Below are 21,069 nucleotides of genomic sequence, written 5' to 3' on the forward strand. Positions count from 1 at the left end.
CGCATCGCCGGGATGCTGATCCGTCGTGGCCGACGGTGGCCGCCCAGCTGATCGGACGCGCCGTCGACGTGGGGACGGCGGTGCTCTGGGAGGCCGGGATCGTGGCGGGCCGTCTCATCGACGAACGCGGCCACCGGCGTCTCGCGCGGGCCCGCTCGGTCGCGCTGCGCTCCGGGTCGCTGCACCGGGACGTCCGGACGCACCGACCGCACGCAGAGTGCCGCTGCCGATCTCTCGCAGGAACCGCGACGGCTGCCGTTCCCGTACACCTCGAGCCCACGTCACCGACAGCGTTCGCCCGGCCCGCGTGATGCCGACGTAGGCGAGGCGACGCTCCTCGTCGACCTGCTCGAAGGTCGTCGCGTACGAGATCGGCAGCAGCCCCTCGGCCACGCCGACCAGGTGGACGTGCTCCCACTCCAGACCCTTCGCGGCGTGCAGCGTCGCGAGGGTGACCGTCCGCAGCGCCGGTTCGTCGTGCACCTTCGCGCGAGCGGTCAGCTCGTCGGTGAACGAGCGCAGCGTGGTGCCCGCCGGCGCCTCCTCCGCCAGACGCAGCAGGGCAGCGCGCGCCTCCCACGCGTCGCGCAGGGCTCCCCCGGCCTCGGGCGGGTCGTCGGTCAGCCCGCGGGAGCGCAGGATGTCGCGCACGGTGTCGACGAGCCCGCTCTCCAGGGGTGCCACGGCGGCGGCGCGCAACTCCATGACAGCCTGGCGCACCTCCGGCATGTCGAAGAAGCGGCGCCCGCCGAGCACGGTCGTCGCGACCCCGGCGTCTGCCAGCGCCGCGACGAGCTCGGCCGACTGCGCGTGCGCACGGTAGAGCACCGCGATGTGGCGAGGGTCGGCGCCGGCGGCGATCTGCGCGACGATGCGGGCAGCGACGGTCCGCGCCTCGTCGCGGTCGTCCTCGAACGCCGTCACGGTGGGAAGCGTCTCGTCGGCCGCCGTGCTGGCGCGGTGCTCGGCAGGAGTCAGATGCAGCGCGCCCGGGCGCCCCCGCATCAGCTCGTTCGCGACCCCGAGGACAGCGGCGTCCGAGCGGTAATTGGTCTCCAGGCGCACCACGCGGGCGCCCTCGAAGCGCTTGTCGAAATCGAGCAGGAAGCCGGCGTCGGCGCCCGCGAACGAGTAGATCGTCTGGCTCGCGTCGCCCACGACGCACAGATCGCGGCGGTCGCCCAGCCACAGCTCCAGCAGCCGGTTCTGCAGCGGCGAGACGTCCTGGAACTCGTCGACAGTGAAGTGCCGGTACTGTTCGCGCACGGCCTTCGCCACCTGCGGCTCCGCCTCGAGCATGCCGGCGCACGCCAGCAGCACGTCTTCGAAGTCGAGCTGTCGGCGCTCGTCCTTCAGACGCTCGTACGCGTGCTGCAGCGCGACGACGCGCTCGGTGCCGAGTCGTCCGACACCGTTCGGGCGGACTGCCGCGTATTCGTCGATGCTCAGCATCGAGACCTTTCGCCACTCGATCTCGGACGCCACGTCGCGCAGCGTCGCGACGTCGGGCGAGAGCCCCACGCCGTCGGCGGCATGGGCGAGGAGCTTGACCTTGTTGTCGATGATGCCGGGCGCCGTGTCGCCGGCCAGCGTCGGCCAGAAGAAGTTCAGCTGCGCCAGCGCTGCCGCGTGGAAGGTGCGCGCCGAGACCCCGCCGACGCCGAGCGCCCGCAGCCTTCCGCGCATCTCGCCCGCGGCTTTGGCGGTGAAGGTCACCGCCATCACCCGGCCCGGCGAGTAGGCGCCGGTGTCGACGCCGTGGGCGATGCGGTGTGTGATCACCCGCGTCTTTCCGGTACCCGCACCGGCGAGCACGACGACGGGGCCGCGCAGCGCGCGGACCGCTTCGAGCTGGTGCTCGTCGAGACCGGCGAGAGCGCCGCCGCTCATCGCACCCCCGCGTGCCAGTCGGCGATCAGGCGGTGGGCGATCGAGGCGCGGCCCGGCAGCACGATGTCGGACGCACCCTCAAGCGAGCGACCGATCTCGTCGCGCGTGAACCAGCGCACGGCCGCGATCTCTTCGCCGTCGGCGCGGGCCGCCGCGTCATCGCGGGCCTCGGCGAAGAACCCGAGCATCAGCGAGCGCGGGTAGGGCCATGCCTGCGATCCGCGATAGGTCACGGTCCCGACGTCGATGCCGGACTCCTCGGCGACCTCGCGCCGCACCGCGGTCTCGAGCGACTCACCGGCCTCGACGAACCCGGCGAAGCACGAGAAGCGGTCGGCGCCCCACAGGGCGTTGGACCCGAGCAGCAGCAAGTCGGGATCGGTCGCACTGGTGATCGCGACGATCACGGCGGGGTCGGTGCGCGGGAAGTGCTGCCGTCCGCACACGGGGCACCGGCGCGACCAGCCCGCGTCGCCGAGCTCGGTGAGCGCCCCGCACGCCGGGCAGAACCGGGAGTCGAGCAGCCAGCGGCCCAGGCTCAGCGCCTCGACGAACGCGCTGGAGTCGAAGGCGTCGAGGGTTCCCCCGACACTGCGCAGACCCGCCCACCCGGCGGCCGCCGCGAACGGCGTGTCATCGCCGGCAGGGAAGACCGCGGTCAGCAGCGCTCGCCCTTCGTCGTCGCGGCCGAGCAGCGCCCACTCCGCGCCGTCCGGTACGGCGTCGGCGGGGATCCACTCCAACGCATCGGCGCCGGCGAGCGGCGCGGCATCGCCGGCCACCACGAGGACGCGGGTGGCGGCATCCGCTCGGGCCACGTCGACCACGTCGGGAATCGCCCGCTCCTCGGCCGCCCGGCCGAAGCCGGTGCGTGCGAGCGGCGGTTCTCCGGCGGTGCCTGTGGCCGTCATCGAGGATGCTCCGCTTCGTCGATAGGGCCGGGCGTGGCGCGGGGACTGTCACGCGTGCCCGACCTACCCTGGGCACATGGCACGCTCACCCCTCACTCTAGCCGCGTCCGTCACCTCGGCTCTTCCGGGGGCAGGGGTCGTCGGGGTCGGTGTGCTGACCGAGGGGACCACCGGGCGCTACGACGCGGCGATCGCCGATCTCGACGACGGACGCCGGGTCGTCGTGCGTGTCCCCGCCGACGAGGACTCCGCCACCGAACTCGCCGCCGAGGTGCGCGCGCTCAACGCGCTCACCCCGGGCGTGCGCAGCCTCCTCCCCTTCCGTGCGCCAGAGCTGCTCGGCGAGGCGGCCGTCGGAGACGCCCGCGCCGTCGTGGTCGGCTTCCTGTCCGGTTACCGTGTCGACGCCGCCCATCTCCCGCCCGGTCGCGGCGTCGCGACGTCGCTGGGCGCCTCGCTCGCAGCGGTGCACGCGCTCCCCCATTCGGTGGTCAAATCCGAAGGGCTGCCGGCGCGCACCCCGCAGCAGGTCCGCGCCGACGTGACGCGGCTCATCGACAGAGCGGTCGCCACGCGACGGCTCCCCCTGCAGCTTCAGGACCGCTGGCAGCGCGCCGTCGACGCCGAGGAACTGTGGCGGTTCGAGTCGGCCGTGGTGCTCGACGGCGTGGGAACCGGAGCGTTCCTGCTCGAAGACCTCGACGGCGTCCCCACGGTCACCGGGCTGCTCGACTGGCACGGTCTGTCGGTCGGCGACCCCGCTACGGACCTGCAGTGGCTCGCCTCGGCGCCCGATGCCGCCGACGACGTCTTCGCCGCGTATGTGGCGGGCAGCGGCCGTGCCCCCGACGCGCGGGTACGCGAGCGCGCACGCCTGTACGCCGAGCTCGAGTTCGCGAAATGGCTGATCCACGGGCACGACGAGGCGCGCGACGACATCGTCGCCGATGCGGTCGAGCTGCTGGAGTCCCTCGCAGCCGGGGTGACGGGCGACGATTTCGTCGGCGACGGCTCCCTCGACGTCGAAGACGCGATCGCGCTGCTCGACCGGATGCCGGAGTCCGCTGCGGCCACTGTCGACACGTCGATGCAGACCGACGCCTACGACCCCGACGAGCTCGCGCGCTGGGTGGCCGATGAGGAGCCCCCGTCAGACACCGGCGTCGTGGACGAAACCGGCGACGAGGCTCCCCTGCTCGACCCGATCGACGACCCCGCAGAAGCGCCGCAGAGTGAGCCCACGCCGCCCGCCGGCGACGACGTCTCGACATCGCCGATCCCGCTGCCCGGCGCCACGCCGCCCGACGGCGGCACGCGCCGGGAGGACGGGACGGATGCCGCGGCCGACGCCGAGCGCGCGTCCGAGGCCGCGCTCCGTCGCTGGTTGTCGGACTGAGCCCGTCGGCGCGGCCGATCAGTTCCGCAGGATGGCGTCCTCCGCCACGTAGTAGAGGGCCACGTCGATGTCTTCCAGCGCGACGCCGTGCTTCGCGTGGTAGGCCTGGCGATAGAGCTCGAGCTGCAGCATCCGCTCGTCCTTCTCTGCGGGGGTGCGCGGAGCCGCTCCGGTCTTCCAGTCGACGATCTCGATGCGTCCGCCCCGGTCCTCGCGGCGATACACGGCATCGAGCTTGCAGATGACGATGTGGGGCAGCCCGTCAGGTCCGGTCGTCGTGAAGTCGATCTCGGTCTCGACCTCGATCGGCTGCAGGTGCGCCCACTCTGACCGCAAGAAACGCTCGCGGAGCGCGGCGAGGGCTGCGGCATCCTCCACCGAGGCGTCGGTGCCGGCGGCATCGTCGTCCAGCTCCCACAGCGAATCGTCGAGCGAGCCGCCCAGCCCCGCCTGACCGGACCGCTGCTCGACCCACGCGTGGAAGAGGGTCCCCAGGCGCGTCTGCCGGAAGGGCCGTTCGGGCATCGGGCGGGCGATGCGCGCAAGAGTGCCCTCGAGGTCGGCCGCGTATTCCTTGTAGCGGGAGGCCGGGATGCGGGTCGGCGCGGTGTGAACCGGTCGCGCCCGGCGCGCATCGCGCTCCGCAAGCAGGAGCGCCGCCTGCGGATCGAGGTCGGCACGGGCCTCGCCGGCCGCGGTGAGGACCGCATCGGCGGCGTGCGCGACAGCTCCTCGCCGCGAGCCCAGCGGGTCGATCGGCCACTGCAGGACGCGGCGCTCACCCTGGTAGGGGTCCTCGCCGGGCTCGTCCTCGGGGAGGTCGACGCCGAGCGCCTCGGCGATCTCGGCGAAGAAGACGCTGCGGCTGCGAGGCCGCTTGGTGCCCGACCAGGTCGCCCCGGTGAGCAGCAGGTGATCGCGCGCCCGCGTCACGGCGACGTAGGCGAGCCGGCGGTCCTCTTCGAGCTGGCGCGCGCGGTTCGCCTCGACGAACGCCGCGAAGGCGTCTTTGAGGTCCTGCTGCGTCTGCGCCGACTGCCACGCGAGCAGCGGCAGCCAGGTCGCATCCCCGCGGAAGGCGTAGGGCAGCACGCCGAAGCCGAGCCAGGCCTTCGTGTCGCGGGGGGCGCTGGGCAGCTCATCCTTGACCAGGCGCACGACCGCGACGGCGTCCCACTCGAGGCCCTTCGAGCCGTGGATCGTGAGCAGCTGCACGACGTCGTCCTCGGGCGGCTCGGTGCGCGGGGCGAACTCGTCGAGCTGCTCGGCGTGCTCGAGCCAGGCCAGCAGGCTCGACAGCGAGCCGGTCTCGTCGGCCGCGAGGAACGCGTGCACCTCGTCGACGAACGCGCGCAACTGCGCGGAGGCGACACGCGCCGGACCACGGGACTCGTTCGCGGCGAGCTCGATGTCAAGCCGCAGCTCAAGCTCGATCAGCCGCACGAGTTCGGGGATCGGCATCCCGCTCGCCTGGCGGAGAGCGGCGAAGACCGATCCCGCCTCGCGCAGCCGTTCACGCGCGTCAAGGGTGAATCCGGCGAGCCAGCCGTGATCGGGCTTCTGCCGCAGCACGAAGTCCAGTGCGTCGACCAGCGACCCGTCGTCGTCGCCCGCGCTCCCGCGGATCCGCTCGACGACCTCGGGCGCCAGCGGCTGGAGCGACGAGTCGTGCCGTGCCAGTCGTCGCGCGAGCGCCGCGAGCTCCCGCAGGTCGGGCAGGCCGATCGCCCAGCGCGGCCCCGACAGCAGCCGGATCAGTGCCGAGCCCGCGGACGGGTCGCTGATCACCCGCAGCGCGCAGACCACGTCGACGACCTCGGGCGTGGAGAGCAGGCCGCCGAGTCCGAGGATGCGGTGCGGGATGCCGCGCCGGCCCAGCGCGTCGCCGAATCGCACCATGTGCTTCTTGCTGCGGAACAGGATCGCCCCGGTGGTCATGCGTCCCTCGGCGCGGCGATCGGCCCGTACGCTGGCGAACCACTCGGCGACGCGGTCGGCCTCGGTGTCGAGATCGGCGTCGAAGCCCAGCTCCACGAGTCCTGCGGGCGCGCCGGGGCGAGCCCGCAGCTCCTGCACCGGCACGGCGGCCGATGCCGCGAGCGGTGCGAGCACGGCGTTGGCTGCGGTGAGCACCGTGGCGCTGTTGCGCCAGCTGGTGACGAGGGCGAACTGCGCGCACTCGGCACCGGGCGCGAACGCGTGGGCGAAGCCGCCGAGATTGCCCGCGCTCGCACCGCGCCATCCGTAGATGGCCTGATGGGGATCGCCGACGGCCATCACCCCGGTGCCGGCGAACAGCGCGGCGAGCAGGTCGGTCTGGACGACCGACGTGTCCTGGTACTCGTCGAGCAGCACGACGCGGTACCGGTCGCGCAGCTCTTCGGCCACCGAACGGTGGCCGGTGACGACTTCGAAGGCGCCCGCCACCTGATCCGAGAAGTCGATGACGCCCAGACGACGCTTCTCGGCGTCGTACTCGCGGGCGAGGTCGGCGAGCAGAGCGAGGGCGTCGACCTTCTCGACCGCCTCGACGACCTCGCTGTAGACGGTCGTGCGCCGGTTCGTCGACGGCAGCTCGGTCACCGCGCGGAACCGCTCGGGGAAGGCTGCCAGTTCGTCGAAGTCGACGAGGTTGTCGACGCCGTCGCGCGCGATCCGCAGCGCGGCATCCACGATGCTGCGCACGGCCTCGCCGCGCGCCTCCAGGCGCAGGTCGTCGGAGGCGAACACCACGCGCCGCATGAGCAGCCACGCCGCGGATTCCGAGAGCACGGCGGCCTCGGCATCCCTCCCGATCCGCAGCGCGTGCTCCCGGACGATCTGGTCCGCGAAGCTGTTGTAGGTCGAGACCGTCGGACGATGCAGCAGCGCGTCGTCGGTGGACTCCTGCGCGGACGCGCCGATCTCGGCCGCGAGCGCATCGAGGATGCGGTGCCGCTCGGCGGTCGACCGCGCGCCGTCCGCGCCCGAGCGCTCGAGCTCGCCGAAGATGTCGAGGCGTCCGGCCTCGGCGAGCGCAGGAAGAGCGGGGAGCAGCCCGCGCCGCTCGAACTCGGCCAGACGCGAGAGCCGCTTCTGGATGCGCTCGGCGAGCTCGCCTGCGGCCTTGCGCGTGAAGGTGAGGCCGAGCACCTCGTCGCGGCGCACGATGCCGTTCGCCACGAGCCAGACGACACGGGCCGACATCGTCTCGGTCTTGCCGCTGCCCGCACCGGCGACGACGAGCGCAGGCGACAGCGGCGCCTCGATGACCTCGGTCTGCTCCGCGGTGGGCGGGAACTGCCCGAGCGCGGCCGCGATGACACGAGCCGGGAGCGGCGGCGCATCGGCACGCGCAGCGGCGCCCGGCTGGTTCTGCACGATGGTCACGAGGCGCTCACCGCGCCGATTGTGTGGATCCGGCACAGTCCGTACGAGTGCTCATCGCGGCAGTGCTCCTCATAGGGTGCGGTGAACGATTCGCCGCGCATGACGGCGACGGCGGTATGGATGCGGCCGACGAACGCCGCGCGGCGCTCGTCGTCGAACGGGGGCTGCCATGGCGTCACATAATCCGAGCGCGCAGCCGTCGGGCGCAGCACGAGCAGCTTGGCCCCGCCGGGTGCATGCCCCTTCGCCTCGGGGATCGCGCCGGACTCGAATGCGAGCTGGTAGGCGGCGAGCTGCGGGTTGTCGAGCACTTTGGCATCGGTCTGCGGCTCGCGCTTGCCGGTCTTGAGGTCCATGATCACGACGGTGCCGTCGGCGGCGAGCTCGACGCGGTCGATGTAGCCCGACAGGATCACGCGGTGCTCGCCATCCGCCGGCGGCTCGGCCCCAACCGCATCCGCGACCGACCCGTCAAGCGGGATCACCACCTCGAAATGCGGTTCTGCGCCGATCAGCGTGCCCCCCGCATCGTCGAACCGCCGCAGGTACAGGTGCAGCCGCCGGACGAGGTCGCGCGCCCGCGCCTGCTCCGCGCGGTCACGCCACTCGGCCTCGAACGTGAGTTCGCCCCACCTCGACTCGACCTCGGACCACAGAGCCGCCTCGTCGTGCCCTGCAGCATGCTCCAGGGCGGCGTGGATGATCGTGCCGAGACCCGCGGTCGTGCCACCCGGATCCCCGCCGAGGTCGGCGATGACCCAGTTGAGCTCGCACTCCTCCAGCGCATGAAGCCGCGAGGGCGACACGCGCACGTCCTCCCGCTCGAGGTCCCGCAGCGGCCCTGTCGAGGTGGGCGGCACGACGCCGTACCACTCGACCGGCGCCGCGCCCGGCACGCCCGCGTCGGCGAGCAGTGCGAGCTGCTGCGCGGCCGCGCGTCCGGCCGCCGTGGCGACGCGTTCGGGCGCGCCGGCGCGCGGTGCGGTCGCCGTCAGCGTCCGCCGGTGGCGGGCCACGAGGCCGCGGAGCGAGACGGGGTGGTCGAGCTCGAACGGCTCGGGGTCGGGCAGCATCTCGAAGAAGACGCTCGGGCCGGTGTCGTCGTCGTCGACCGCCGTCACGACGACCCGGGCGGTGGCGCGCGACAGCGCACGCGCGAGCAGGCGCAGCTCGTCGTGCATGGCGGCGCGGCGCCTGTCGAACGCACCAGTGACCTCGCCATCGGCACGGGTGGCGGCATCCATCAGACGCCACGTATCGAGCAGGCTGCCGCGCAGGCGGGTGTTCGGCCAGACGGCGTCCTGCACACCGGCCACCACCACAGTGTCGAACTCGAGGCCGAGCGCGCCCGCGGGCGTGAGGATGCGCACGCGGTCGTCGCGCGAGGGTGCTTCGAGGCGGTCCTCGGCGACGCCGCTGTCGAGGATCGAGCGGACGAACACCCGGGGATCGGCGTCCAGCGAGCGCTCGACGAAGCGCTTGGCCGCCTGGAACAGCGCCACGAGCGCGTCGAGGTCGCGGTTCGCCTGCTCCGCGAGCGGCCCGTTCCCGCGGGCGAGCTCGGACCAGGCGCGCTGCAGCCCGCTGCGGTCCCACGCCGTCCACAGCAGTTCATGCGCCGTGGCGCCGCGCTCCAGGTCCTCGCGCAGCACGGCCAGCGTGCGCGCGAGCGCGGCGGCGCGGCGTGCCTCCCGTGTGTCGATCAGGTCGAATTCGAGCGGCTGCGCCATGGCCGACAGCACGAGGTCGCGTCCGGAGCGTTCGATGACCGCTGCGGCGCCCTCGTCCGCCCCATCGCCGAGCGTCTGCCGCAGTTCGGCGTGGCGCAGCGCAGACCGCAGGCGCCGCAGCTCGATGACATCGAGCCGCCCGTACGTGCCGACCAGCGCGGCCTGCGCGTCGTCGAAGGTCCAGTCCTCGCGCGAGGCGAGTTCGACCAGCCGCAGCAGGTCGGCCACCGGTCGCACCGCTCCGAGCGCCCGGCCGGGTCCGCTCGACCGCGCCGGCACCTCGCGCGCCGACAGCTCCGCCTCGAGCGCCGCGACCTGCCGCGTGTCGTGTGCGATCACCGCGCACGCATGCCACGGGACGCCGTCGTGCACATGCCGCTCACGCAACAGCCGCGCCACGGCGTCGTACTCCTCGGCGGGCGAGCGCAGCGTCAGGGCGCGCACCGTGTCGTCCGGCTCGGCGCCGGCGCCCGCCGCGCGATGGGCGACCACCCCGACGGCCCCGATGCGCTGCGTGACGCGCCCGACCAGCTCCCGCTGCCACGCGCTCCCCCGGTGCCCCTCTGCCAGCACGTGCACCGTGCCGAGCGACGCCGCGAGCCGCGCGAAGTTCTCGGGCGTCGCTCCGCGGAACGACCCCGACCCCACGTCCGGATCGCCGAACGCGAGCACCGCGGCACCCCGGCCGTGGATCGCCTCGACCAGTTCGACCCCGCCGAGGGTGAGCTCCTGCGCGTCGTCGACGAGCACGTGGCGCACGCGGTCGATCGCAGGGATGCCGGCACCGCCGGCGCGCTCCGCCACGACGCCGGTGCGCAGCAGCCCGACGGCCTCGCGGACGAGGCCCGCGGCATCCCGATGCGCACCGCGCATGGCACCGCGGACCTCCAGATACTCGGCGGCGAACGACGCGAGCGACACCCAGGCCGGCAGGTCGTGCCGCTCGCCGAGCTCGCGCAGGCGCCGCGGCCCGATGCCGAGCGTCGTGCACTCGGCGAGGAAGGTGCGCACCTCGGTGCGGAAGCCGGCCGTGCCGCGGATCGCGGAGCCCAGCCACTCGGGCCACCGGGACTGTCCGCTCTCTTCATCCTCGGCATCGCCATCGAGCAGGTCGCGGATGATCTGGTCCTCGTCGCCGCCGGTGAGCAGCTGCGGCGGGTCCGCGTCCACCGCGACGGCGTGCGCGCGCACGAGCTGGAACGCGTACGACGCCACCGACCGCGCGAGCGGCCCGGCGGTCGCGGCGCGCACCGCGAGCCCCAGGCGATCTCGCAGCTCTGTCGCGGTCTGACGGGACGGCGTCAGGACGAGGACGGAGTCGGGGTCGACGCCCGCCTCGACGAGTGCCGCGACCCGTGCCACCAGCGTCGCGGTCTTGCCCGTCCCGGGGGATCCGACGACGACTCCCGACGCCTCGACCGGCAGCGCGAGCACGGTCTGCTGGTGCGGATCCGGCGCGAACGGCGCGGCTGTCTGGCTCCCCGGGGTCACCCTTCGAAGCTAGCGCGACCGGACGACATCGGCCGTTCGCCCAGAGCGTTCCGGCGGCGGGCGGGCACCCCTCGCGGGTGTCGTAGAGTGGCCATGCGTCCGGGGAGCCTGAGCCTTGAACCGAGCATCCATCGCCCCGCGCAGGAGGTCAGTCACGTGGAGATCCGCATCGGCATCGCGAACACCGGCCGCGAGCTCAACTTCGAGACGAACGAGCCCGCCGCCGACGTCAAGAAGTCCATCGCCGCCGCGCTGGACGCCGGCGCCACGCACGTGACGTTCGCCGATGCCAAGGGCAACTCGTACATCGTCCCGACCGCGGGCCTGGCCTACGTCGAGCTCGGCTCCGAAGAGTCGCGCCGCGTCGGCTTCGTCGCCTGAGCCGCGTCCGAGACAGCGACATGCAGATCCTCATCGCGTTCATCGTCGGCGCGGTCATCGGCATCGGCATCCACTTCCAGCTGCACCAGCGGCTGACGCGCGGCGTCGCACTCGCGCCGATGATCGGGGCGGTGTCGGCAGGAGCCGCGTGGGCCCTGCTCACCTGGCTCGGCGTCGGCGTCGACACGCCGTGGCCGTGGCTGGCGGCTCTCATCGTCCCGATCGTCGTCACCTACCCGGCGATCATCATCACGTCCCGCGTGCGCGTCGCCCACGACGCCCGCGAGAAGGTGCGTCTCGGCATCGGCTGACGCCGGTCCCGCCGAACGAAGAGATCCGGGATGCCGCTGGCGCGGCTTCCCGGATCTCTTCGTCTCAGGCGGCCAGCCCCATGGCATCCATGCGCCGTGAGTGCGCGGCCATCAGCTCGGTGAACACGGGCTCGACCTTCTCCTCGTCGGCGGAGCCGACCCCCATGGGCCGCAGCGCGGCACGCGCGATGAGCAGCGTGTCGCCGACCAGCCGCCGGCCCCAGAGCGCCAGCAGCGACTTCCACTCCGGATCGCTCGCGATCGTGTCGGCGAGGATCTCGACGATCGCCTGGCGATCGGAGTCGGCCTGCAGGATGCGGGCGACCCGGCCGCCGGTCTCGGCGTAGCTGGAGGACAGCGCCAGATAGAAGTCGTCGAGCATCCCCGCCGTGATGTGCACCGACAGCATCGTCTCCTGCGGGCGGACGCCGTGGGTCGCGGCACGGAACGCGTCCAGCGGCTCGCGGAACGGCCTCATCAGCTCGGTCGGGTCGTCGCCGCGCTCGCGGACGAGCGCCACGAGCGCCTCATGCTTGGTGAGCGCGGCGCCCGCGGCACGGGCCACCGCCTCCTTCTCGGACAGCTCGGGGACCGTCTGGATCAGCTCGGTCAGGGTCTCGAAGTACCCCAGCTGCAGGTACGCGGCCTGGCCGAGGAACGTGTCGACCTCGGGCGCGAGCTCGGCGAAATCGACGCGGTCGGCACCGCCGAGGTCGTCGCGCGAGCGCAGCTGGAGCTTGCGCTCCGCGCCGCGGCGCTGCCAGAACCAGGTGACCATGTACGAAAGCCTAAGTGCTGGTCAGGGCGTCCTCCGGTATCGTGGTCTCGGCCCCGGCGTCGGATCGGGGCGCCCGCGCCTGTGGGAAAGAAGGGCGTGGATCGCACTTCCGCCCGCGCGGACGGCCCAGGAAGGCCGGTTCCTGCGCCCGGGCACGAACCCAGGCAGCATCCCACTGCCGGACAGGCACACATCGTGACGACCTTCGCCGACCTCGGCGTCGACCAGGACATCGCCGAGGCCCTTGCGGCCAAGGGGATCGTCGACGCCTTCCCCATCCAGGAGCAGACGATCCCGCTCGGCCTGCCGGGCCAGGACATCATCGGGCAGGCCAAGACCGGAACCGGCAAGACCTTCGGCTTCGGCATCCCCGTCGTCCAGCGACTCGGCCTCGACCCGGCGCCCGGCGTGCAGGCGCTCATCGTGGTGCCCACCCGTGAGCTCGCGGTGCAGGTCTACGAGGACATGGACATGCTGACCTCGAACCGCTCCACGAGCGTCGTCGCCATCTACGGCGGCAAGGCGTACGAGGGCCAGATCGACCAGCTCAAAGCCGGTGCGCAGATCGTCGTCGGCACGCCGGGCCGCCTGATCGACCTCAACAACCAGCGACTGCTCGACCTCTCGCACGCGGCCGAGGTCGTGCTCGACGAGGCCGACAAGATGCTCGACCTCGGGTTCCTCCCCGACATCGAGAAGATCTTCTCGAAGGTGCCGGCGATCCGCCACACGCAGCTGTTCTCGGCCACGATGCCCGGCCCGATCGTCGCCCTTGCGCGCCGGTTCATGTCGAACCCGATCCACATCCGCGCCACCGACCCCGACGAGGGCCTCACCCAGGCGAACATCAAGCACCTCGTCTACCGCGCGCATTCGCTCGACAAGGACGAGGTGATCTCGCGCATCCTGCAGGCCGAGGGCCGCGGCAAGACGGTCATCTTCACGCGCACCAAGCGCGCCGCACAGAAGCTCGTCGACGAGCTGAGCGACCGCGGCTTCAACGCCGGCGCCGTCCACGGCGACATGAGCCAGGAGGCGCGCGAGCGTTCGATGGCGGGCTTCAAGGCGGGCAAGAAGGATGTGCTGATCGCGACCGACGTCGCCGCGCGCGGCATCGACGTCGACGACGTCACGCACGTCATCAACCACACGATCCCCGACGACGAGAAGACGTACCTCCACCGCGCCGGGCGCACCGGCCGCGCCGGCAAGACCGGCATCGCGGTCACGTTCGTCGACTGGGAGGACCTGCACAAGTGGGCCCTCATCAACCGCGCCCTCGAGTTCGGCCAGCCCGAGCCCGTCGAGACGTACTCGTCGAGCCCGCACCTGTACGCCGACCTCGACATCCCGGCCGGGACGAAGGGCCGCATCACCACGGCTCCCAAGACGCAGGCCGTGCGCGTCCAGCCTGAGAAGGCCGCGGATGCCGCTGCCGCCGCCGAGACGGACGGTCAGTCCCCCAGCCGCCGGCGTCGTCGCCGGCGCTCGGGCGGATCGGCCGAGCGCGTGGGCTCGACGTTCGAGGCCGCCGAGGGCGGCGCGAAGCCCGCGGGCGACCACGCGGCGCCGTCTGACGGCGAGCGCGACGCGGACGGCGGCGGAACCCACGACGGCGGCGGCAAGGAGCACCACGACGGGCACCCGGCGCCGCGTCGCCGGCGCCGTCGCCGCGGCGGTGCGGGCGGCGGCGCGGCCCCCGCCGGCGCCTGACTGTGTCATGCGCGGTCGCGGCGCCCACACTCAGCGTTCTTTCACCGCTAGGGTGAGGCCACGCGGCGGGATGCCGCGACCTCGCATCTAAGAAAGGCATAACGTGCGATTCATCGAAAACGCCGTGCCCATCAGTTACGAGTACCAGGGTTTCTGGGGCTCGTTCTGGGACATCATCTGGTGGTTCCTCTGGATCTTCTTCTTCATGGCGTACCTGTTCGCGCTGTTCGCCGTGATCGCCGATCTCTTCCGCGATCACAAGCTGAACGGCTGGTGGAAGGCCGTCTGGATCATCTTCCTGATCTTCGTGCCCTTCCTGACGCTGCTGGTCTACCTCATCGCACGCGGCAACGGCATGGCCAAGCGCAGTGCGAAGGAGGCCTCCGAGATCCAGAGCGCCCAGGACGCCTACATCAAGTCCGTCGCCGGCAGCGGTGCCTCCAGCCCGGCCGACGAGATCGCGAAGGCGAAGTCGCTGCTCGACGCCGGCACCATCACGCAGGCCGAGTACGACGCGCTCAAGGCCAAGGCGCTGGGCTGATCAGTCCGCTGATCGCCTGAGACGCGGCATCCGCGTCCGCGCGAGCGCCCTCGTCCACCCTCAGGGGTAGACGGGGGCGCTTCCTGTTGCGCGGTCGATGATGCGGGCGACCATGGCATCGGCCGTGGTGTGCTCGCCCGGCTGGTTCGGCTTGCCGAGCCCGTGGTAGTCGCTCGAGCCGGTGACGATGAGGTCGCGCTCGCGGCACAGGTCGCGCAGCGTCTGCAGACCGGGCTCGCGGTTCTCGCGGTGGCCGAGCTCGAACCCGGCCAGGCCCGCGTGCAGCATCCGGTCCATGAGCGTGGCCGGGAGCAGCCCGGCGCGCCCCGCGGGGTGCGCGATGACCGGCACTCCCCCGGCCCCGGCGACCAGCCCGACCGCCGTGACGGGGTCCGGGGCGTACAGCGCCACGTAGTAGTCGCCGCCGGGGCTGAGGATGCCCGAGAACGCTTCGGCGCGGTCGCGCACGAGCCCGCGCGCGACCAGCGCGTCGGCGATGTGCGGGCGGCCGACCGTCGCCCCGTCGGTGGTCTGGGCGAGGATGTCGTCCCACACCAGGTCGTAGTCGCGCGCGATGCGGTCGGCCATGATGCGCGCACGGTCGAGACGTGACGAGCGGATCCGCTCGGTCATCGCCCGCAGCCCGGGGTCGTCAGGGTCGACGAGATATGCCAGCACGTGCACGCTGCGCCATTCGTGGCGGGCCGACAGCTCCATCCCGGGGATGAACGTCATCGCGAGGGATGCCGCGGCCTCGGCCGCTTCGGCCCAGCCCGAGGTCGTGTCGTGGTCCGTGAGGGCGGCGGTGCGCACACCGTGCCGGTGGGCCGAGGCCATCACCTCGGCGGGCGGCTGGGTGCCGTCGGAATGCGCCGAATGCAGGTGCAGATCGCTCGGTCCCTCGAAGCGCTGCGTCGTCGGCATCCTCCGAGCGTAGCGCGGCGAAAGCACGCGCCACGCGGCGTCGTGCTGACGGATCTCCCAGCCTGGCGGCATAGAGTCGCGGACGTGCTGCGCCTGCTCGGGATCCTGGTGACGGTACTGTGCGCCATCGGCGCCGCCGTCCTCACCTGGCCCGGCTTCTTCCACGTCGAGCGCACCTATCCGATCGCGCAGCTCGTGTCGTTCCGCGGCGTGATGGTGCTGGCGTTCGCGGTGGCCGCAGTGCTGACGCTGCTCCTGGCGATCGTGCGTCCGATCCGCCTGTTCGCGCTGTCGCTCGCGGTGGTCGCGATCCTCGCGACCGTCGCCAACGGCGCGATCGTCGCCTCGCGCGGCGGGCTGGGCACCGACCCGCTCCCCGCCAAGACCGAGGCGAGCATACGGGTCATGACCTGGAACACCGCGGGTCCGGCCACGTCGCCCGAGACGATCGCGAAGATCGCGGTGGCGATGGACGCCGACATCGTCGCGCTCCCCGAGACGACGATCGAGACGGGCGCCGCGGTAGCCGTCGCGATGCGCGATCTCGGACACCGCATGTGGGCGCACCACGCCGAAGACCCGTCGACGGAATGGGATGCCGGCTCCACCACGCTCCTCATCTCGCCTGAGCTCGGCGATTACTCGGTGATCGAGTCGTCCTCCGACGGCACGAGCAATACGTCGACAGTGCCGAGCGCCGTCGCGATGCCGGTCTCGGGCGACGGACCGATCGTCGTCGCCGCGCATGCCGTCGCGCCGCGCGAGGAGTACATGGACGACTGGCGCGACGACCTGCAGTGGCTGGCCGATCAGTGCGGCGACGGCAACGTCATCATGGCCGGCGATTTCAACGCGACGGTCGACCACATGTCGGGCCTCGGCGTCGACGGCGCGACGCTCGGCCACTGCACCGACGCCGCGGTCGAGACCGGCAACGGGGCGCTCGGCACCTGGGCGACCGACGTGCCGGCGATCCTGGGCGCTCCGATCGACCACATCATGGCCTCGTCGCACTGGCGCGCGACCGGCTCGCTCGTGCTGCGGTCGCTGGACGGATCGGGTTCGGACCACCGTCCGCTGATCGTCCAGTACGAACCGGTCGGCTGAGCCGCGACCGGCCGCGCGCTGGCACCGGACCCGTGCGAGACTGGACGCATGAGCACCGCAGCCAACGAGACGTCCGCGGGGGCCACGAGCACCGCTGAGACCCACACCTCGACCAGCACGAACCGCCGTCAGCCGTTCGGTCACGGATTCCTCGACACGATCTCGACCGGCTGGGCCGATCGTCCCGACCAGGCGCCGCCCGCGCGCGATCAGGCGCCGTTCGCCGCTGCGCGCCGCGACGCCGTGTCGGCCGCGTTCCCCGGCAAGCGGCTGGTGGTGCCCGCCGGCGAGCTCAAGCAGCGCAGCAACGACACCGACTACCCCTTCCGCGCGCACTCCGCCTTCGCGCACCTGACCGGCTGGGCCTCCGACGGCGAGCCCGGCTCGGTGCTGGTGTTCGAGCCGCTCGCCGCAGGCGGCCATGAGGTCACGCTGTACTTCCGCGAGCGCGCCGACCGCACGACGAGCGAGTTCTACTCCGACGCGTCGATCGGCGAGTTCTGGATCGGCCCGCGCCCCGCGCTCGCCGGCGTCGCCGCCGACCTCGGCGTCGCGACCGCCCACGTCGACGAGTTCGAGGCGCGAGACGGGGACGTCGTGCTCGACGAGGACGACGACCTGACGCGCTTCGTGTCGGAGCTGCGTCTGGTGAAGGACTCGTACGAGGTCGCCCAGATGGAGCTCGCCGTCCAGGTGACGGCGAGCGGGTTCGACGACATCGTCGCGAACCTCCCGGCGATCATCGAGCACCCGCGCGGTGAGCGGGTCGTCGAGGGCGTCTTCCACCAGCGCGCCCGCAGCGACGGCAACACGGTCGGCTACGACACCATCGCCGCGTCGGGCCCGCACGCGTGCTATCTGCACTGGACGCGCAACGACGGCGCCGTCGTCCCCGGCGACCTCATCCTCATCGACGCGGGCGTCGAGGTCGACAGCCTCTACACCGCCGACATCACGCGCACACTGCCGGTGAGCGGCAGGTTCACCGACATCCAGCGCAAGGTGTACGAGACGGTGCGCGAGGCCGCCGATGCGGCGTTCGCCGCGGCGAAGCCGGGCGTCCGGTTCCGCTCGGTCCACGAGGCCGCCATGCAGGTCATCGCGTCGCGCGTCGCGGAGTGGGGCCTGCTGCCGGTCACCGCCGAAGAGGCGCTGGACGCCGACCGCGGCGGCCAGCACCGCCGCTACATGGTGCACGGCACCAGCCACCACCTCGGCATCGACGTGCACGACTGCGCGCAGGCGCGACGCGACATGTACTACGACGGCGCGCTCGAGCCCGGCATGGTGTTCACGATCGAGCCCGGCCTGTACTTCCAGATCGACGATGTGACGGTGCCCGAGGAGTACCGCGGCATCGGCGTGCGCATCGAGGACGACATCCTCATGACCGCCGACGGCCCCGTCAACCTGTCGGCCGGCATCCCGCGAACGGCCGACGAGGTCGAGGCCTGGATCGCACGCAGCGACCTCTCGTCGCGCTGAGCACCGTGACGTACACGCCCGCGCCGTCCTTCACGACGCGCCCCACGCTGACGGGCACGTTCGGCATGTCCGCGTCCACGCACTGGCTCGCCACCGCCACGGCGCAGGCCGTGCTCGAGCGCGGCGGCAACGCGTTCGACGCGTCGGTCGCCGCCGCGTTCGTGCTGCACATCGTCGAGCCGCACCTGAACGGCCCCGGCGGCGACCTCGTCGGCATCTTTCAGACGGCGGATGCCGCGACCCCGACGGTCCTGATGGGTCAGGGTCCCGCGCCCGCCGGTGCGACGATCGAGCACTACTGCAGCGAGGGGCTCGAGCTCGTCCCCGGCGCCGGCGGCCTCGCCGCCGCCGTTCCCGGTGCGGTGGACGCGTGGCTGCTGCTGCTGCGCGACCACGGCACGTGGGAGCTCGCGGACGTGCTCGCCTATGCCATCGGCTACGCGCGCGACGGTCACCCTCTCGTCGCCGGCGCGGCCGCGACGATCGCCCGCGTCGCGGATCTGTTCCGCGAGGACTGGACGACGTCGGCCGCGCTGTGGATGCCTGCCGGCGAGCTGCCCTCGGCAGGACAGGTGGTGCGCAACCCGGCGTACGCGAACGTGCTCGACTCGCTCGTGCACGCGTCGTGCACGGTGCGCGACGACGGCCCGGTGGGTCGCGCCGCACGAATCGATGCCGCGCGCACGGAGTGGCGCACCGGGATCGTCGCGCAGGAGGCATCCGCCTTCCTCGCGCAGCCGCACCGCCACTCGGGCGGCGGAACGCACGCCGCGGTGATCACGCCGGAGGACTTCGCCGCCTTCGAGGCGGGCTACGAGCCGCCGGTCATGCGCGAGTTCCGCGGGCACACGATAGCGAAGGCCGGCGCGTGGACGCAGGGCCCTGCGCTGTTGCAGACCCTCGGCCTGCTCGAACCCCTCGACGACGACCTGCTCGATCCTTCGCAGGAAGCGGGCGCGCACACCATCCTCGAGGCGCAGAAGCTCGCGTACGCCGACCGCGACGCATGGTTCGGCGACGCAGACGTCGATCTCGAGACCCTGCTCGGCGCCGAGTACCTCGCCGAGCGACGGGCGCTCATCGGCCAGACCGCGTCGACCGAGTTCCGGCCGGGATCCCCCGGCGGGCGCACGCCGTTGCGCCCGCCGCTGCGTACCTCGTACGACGCTCCTGCCGTGGGCACGGGCGAGCCGACGGTCGCCAAGACCGGAGAGACCCGCGGCGACACCTGCCACATCGATGTCATCGACCGCTGGGGCAACATCGTTTCGGCCACGCCCTCGGGCGGCTGGCTGCAGTCCTCGCCGACGATCCCGGCGCTCGGGTTCTGTCTCGGAACGCGCCTGCAGATGACGTGGCTCGAGCCCGGCCACCCGTCGTCGCTGGTGCCCGGCAAGCGGCCTCGCACCACACTCACCCCGACGCTCGTCCTGCAGGGCGGCACACCGGAGTTCGCCATCGGCTCCCCCGGCGGCGACCAGCAGGACCAGTGGCAGCTGCTCGCTCTGCTGCGCGTCATCGTCGGCGGCTACACGCCGCAGCAGGCGATCGACGCGCCGGCCCTGCACACCAGCGCGCTCCCCGAGTCGTTCTGGCCCCGCACCTGGACGCCGGCCGGCGCCGTGGTCGAGAACCGCCTCGGCGAGGACGTGATCGCGGGGCTCGAGCGCCGCGGGCACGTCGTCACCCGCGCGGGCGACTGGGCTCTCGGCCGGGTCTCTGCCGCAGGCAGGGACGAGGCAGGAGTGCTGTGGGCGGCCGCCAACCCGCGCGGCATGCAGGGCTACGCCGCAGGTCGCTGAGCAGGGCTGCGCCGCAGGTCGCTGACGAGCGCTCAGGCTGCCGGCTGCTGAACCGGAGGACCGACGTACCTCGCGGACGGTCGGATGATCTTCGGGTCGGCGGCCTGCTCGAGGAGGTGCGCGGTCCAGCCGATCGTGCGGGCGATCGCGAAGGTGGGAGTGAACATCGAGCGCGGGATGCCGCACTCCTCCATCACGATCGCCGCCCAGAACTCGACATTGGCGTGCAGGTCCCGGCCCGGCTTGGCCTCGGCGAGCAGGCGCTCGGCGGTCCGCTCGAACTCGAGGGCGAGTGCGACCCGTGAGCCGCCGAGCTCCTGCGCGACGCGCTTCATCAGCTCGGCCCGCGGGTCCGCCGTGCGGTAGACCGCGTGGCCGAACCCCATCAGCCGGCGCCCCGCCGCCAGCTCTGCGCGGATCCATGGCGCGATCCCGTCCACGGTGCCCACGGCGTCCAGGCCGTCCAGCGCGCGGGCGGGCGCCCCGCCGTGGAGCGGACCGGTGAGTGCGCCGAGCGCGCCGGTCAGACATGCGGCCACGTCGGCACCGGTCGAGGCGATGACGCGGGCTGCGAACGTCGAGGCGTTGAAGCCGTGGTCCATCACCGAGATCAGGTAGGCGGTGAGCGCCCGCTGGGCCGCCGCGGTGGGCTCCTGCCCGGTCACCGCGCGCAGGTAGTCCGCCACCACCCCGCCGCCCGAGACCGGCGACAGCGGCTCCTCGCCACGAGACCGGCGCCACAGCGCGCCGACCAGCACCGGGGTGGCCGCCGCCATCACGATCGCCTCGTCGAGCCGTCCCGCGGGGTCGAGGTCGTAGAGGGGGTGGATGCCGCACCGCGCCCCCAGCAACGGCCAGGCGGCCGCGAGCCCGGCGAGCACATCGGGCGTCGCGCGCGAGACCAGGTCCGCGATGTCGTCGAGATCATCCCGGATGCCGGCCAGCGCCGCACCGACACGAGCCGTGAAGGCCGCGGTCGCCTCGCCGGTCGGCGCCTGCCCGGTCACGAGCAGCTGCCACGCGGCTTCGAAGTCGACGGTCGCCGCGAGCTCCACCGCCGAGCGGTCGCGGTACTGATAGAAGCCCTCGGCGCCGCGGACGTCGCCGATCGTCGTCTCGGCCACGACCACGCCCGAAAGTCCTCGCGGCACCTCGATGGTTGAAATCGTCGCGTGCATCGTCCCGTCTCCGTCCTGCGCCGCGTGGTCCAGTTGCGCCGGCGCGCTACAGTCAGTGTCGG

The 21,069-nt window shown here is 72.6% G+C and carries 15 protein-coding genes; 8 read left to right on the top strand and 7 right to left on the bottom strand.

Annotated elements, in window-relative coordinates; translation table 11 throughout:
* Nucleotides 1–114 precede the first annotated feature (114 nt).
* Nucleotides 115–1,890: an ATP-dependent helicase gene (locus ABEA46_RS07480; protein WP_345543753.1), complete on the bottom strand. Its 1,776-nt coding sequence runs from the start codon at nucleotides 1,888–1,890 to the stop codon at nucleotides 115–117.
* Nucleotides 1,887–2,801, bottom strand: coding sequence for an NAD(+) diphosphatase (gene nudC / locus ABEA46_RS07485; protein WP_345543754.1), 915 nt, complete (start codon nucleotides 2,799–2,801; stop codon nucleotides 1,887–1,889). The genes ABEA46_RS07480 and nudC overlap by 4 nt, the downstream gene beginning before the upstream one ends.
* Before the next feature lie 76 nt (nucleotides 2,802–2,877).
* Here nudC and ABEA46_RS07490 point away from each other — a divergent pair, with 76 nt between their 5' ends.
* On the top strand, nucleotides 2,878–4,197 hold the full coding sequence (locus tag ABEA46_RS07490) for a phosphotransferase (protein ID WP_345543755.1): 1,320 nt from the start codon (nucleotides 2,878–2,880) through the stop codon (nucleotides 4,195–4,197).
* An 18-nt stretch (nucleotides 4,198–4,215) separates the two neighbouring features.
* Here the strand turns inward: ABEA46_RS07490 and ABEA46_RS07495 are convergent, their stop codons facing one another.
* Entirely contained in the window at nucleotides 4,216–7,557 is a 3,342-nt protein-coding gene (locus tag ABEA46_RS07495) for an ATP-dependent DNA helicase (RefSeq protein WP_345543809.1), read from the bottom strand.
* Nucleotides 7,558–7,562: 5 nt separating this feature from the next.
* The gene (locus tag ABEA46_RS07500; RefSeq protein WP_345543756.1) at nucleotides 7,563–10,787 is read right to left on the bottom strand and encodes an ATP-dependent helicase; all 3,225 of its coding nucleotides are present in this window, start codon (nucleotides 10,785–10,787) and stop codon (nucleotides 7,563–7,565) included.
* Nucleotides 10,788–10,943: 156 nt separating this feature from the next.
* Here ABEA46_RS07500 and ABEA46_RS07505 point away from each other — a divergent pair, with 156 nt between their 5' ends.
* Together ABEA46_RS07505 and ABEA46_RS07510 are read left to right on the top strand one after the other, a co-directional pair.
* Nucleotides 10,944–11,168, top strand: coding sequence for a DUF3107 domain-containing protein (locus tag ABEA46_RS07505; RefSeq protein WP_018171265.1), 225 nt, complete (start codon nucleotides 10,944–10,946; stop codon nucleotides 11,166–11,168).
* Nucleotides 11,169–11,188: 20 nt separating this feature from the next.
* Entirely contained in the window at nucleotides 11,189–11,479 is a 291-nt protein-coding gene (locus ABEA46_RS07510; protein ID WP_345543757.1) for a hypothetical protein, read from the top strand.
* Nucleotides 11,480–11,543: 64 nt separating this feature from the next.
* On the opposite strand, the gene ABEA46_RS07515 is transcribed toward ABEA46_RS07510, so the two are convergent.
* Nucleotides 11,544–12,257 (bottom strand): ferritin-like fold-containing protein, encoded by a 714-nt coding sequence (locus ABEA46_RS07515; protein ID WP_345543758.1) that lies wholly within the window; start codon nucleotides 12,255–12,257, stop codon nucleotides 11,544–11,546.
* Between the two features lie 195 nt (nucleotides 12,258–12,452).
* On the opposite strand from ABEA46_RS07515, the gene ABEA46_RS07520 reads away from it, so the two are divergent.
* Both ABEA46_RS07520 and ABEA46_RS07525 read left to right on the top strand, forming a co-directional pair.
* Nucleotides 12,453–13,970: a DEAD/DEAH box helicase gene (locus ABEA46_RS07520; protein WP_345543759.1), complete on the top strand. Its 1,518-nt coding sequence runs from the start codon at nucleotides 12,453–12,455 to the stop codon at nucleotides 13,968–13,970.
* A 103-nt stretch (nucleotides 13,971–14,073) separates the two neighbouring features.
* Nucleotides 14,074–14,511, top strand: a complete 438-nt coding sequence (locus ABEA46_RS07525) for an SHOCT domain-containing protein (protein WP_345543761.1) — start codon at nucleotides 14,074–14,076, stop codon at nucleotides 14,509–14,511.
* 60 nt (nucleotides 14,512–14,571) lie between these two features.
* On the opposite strand, the gene ABEA46_RS07530 is transcribed toward ABEA46_RS07525, so the two are convergent.
* Nucleotides 14,572–15,435: a PHP domain-containing protein gene (locus tag ABEA46_RS07530; RefSeq protein ID WP_345543762.1), complete on the bottom strand. Its 864-nt coding sequence runs from the start codon at nucleotides 15,433–15,435 to the stop codon at nucleotides 14,572–14,574.
* Nucleotides 15,436–15,519: 84 nt separating this feature from the next.
* Between ABEA46_RS07530 and ABEA46_RS07535 the strand changes: the two genes are divergently transcribed.
* From ABEA46_RS07535 to ABEA46_RS07545, 3 genes are read left to right on the top strand one after another with little or no spacing between them, the layout of a single operon-like run.
* The gene (locus tag ABEA46_RS07535; RefSeq protein ID WP_345543763.1) at nucleotides 15,520–16,542 is read left to right on the top strand and encodes an endonuclease/exonuclease/phosphatase family protein; all 1,023 of its coding nucleotides are present in this window, start codon (nucleotides 15,520–15,522) and stop codon (nucleotides 16,540–16,542) included.
* A gap of 48 nt (nucleotides 16,543–16,590) precedes the next feature.
* The gene (locus tag ABEA46_RS07540) at nucleotides 16,591–18,027 is read left to right on the top strand and encodes an aminopeptidase P family protein (RefSeq protein WP_345543764.1); all 1,437 of its coding nucleotides are present in this window, start codon (nucleotides 16,591–16,593) and stop codon (nucleotides 18,025–18,027) included.
* A gap of 5 nt (nucleotides 18,028–18,032) precedes the next feature.
* On the top strand, nucleotides 18,033–19,829 hold the full coding sequence (locus ABEA46_RS07545; protein ID WP_345543765.1) for a gamma-glutamyltransferase family protein: 1,797 nt from the start codon (nucleotides 18,033–18,035) through the stop codon (nucleotides 19,827–19,829).
* Nucleotides 19,830–19,861: 32 nt separating this feature from the next.
* Here ABEA46_RS07545 and ABEA46_RS07550 read toward each other — a convergent pair whose 3' ends face one another.
* Nucleotides 19,862–21,007, bottom strand: a complete 1,146-nt coding sequence (locus ABEA46_RS07550; protein ID WP_345543766.1) for a citrate synthase — start codon at nucleotides 21,005–21,007, stop codon at nucleotides 19,862–19,864.
* Nucleotides 21,008–21,069 lie beyond the last annotated feature (62 nt).

This window comes from Microbacterium jejuense, assembly GCF_039544225.1.
Lineage (GTDB): Bacteria > Actinomycetota > Actinomycetes > Actinomycetales > Microbacteriaceae > Microbacterium > Microbacterium jejuense.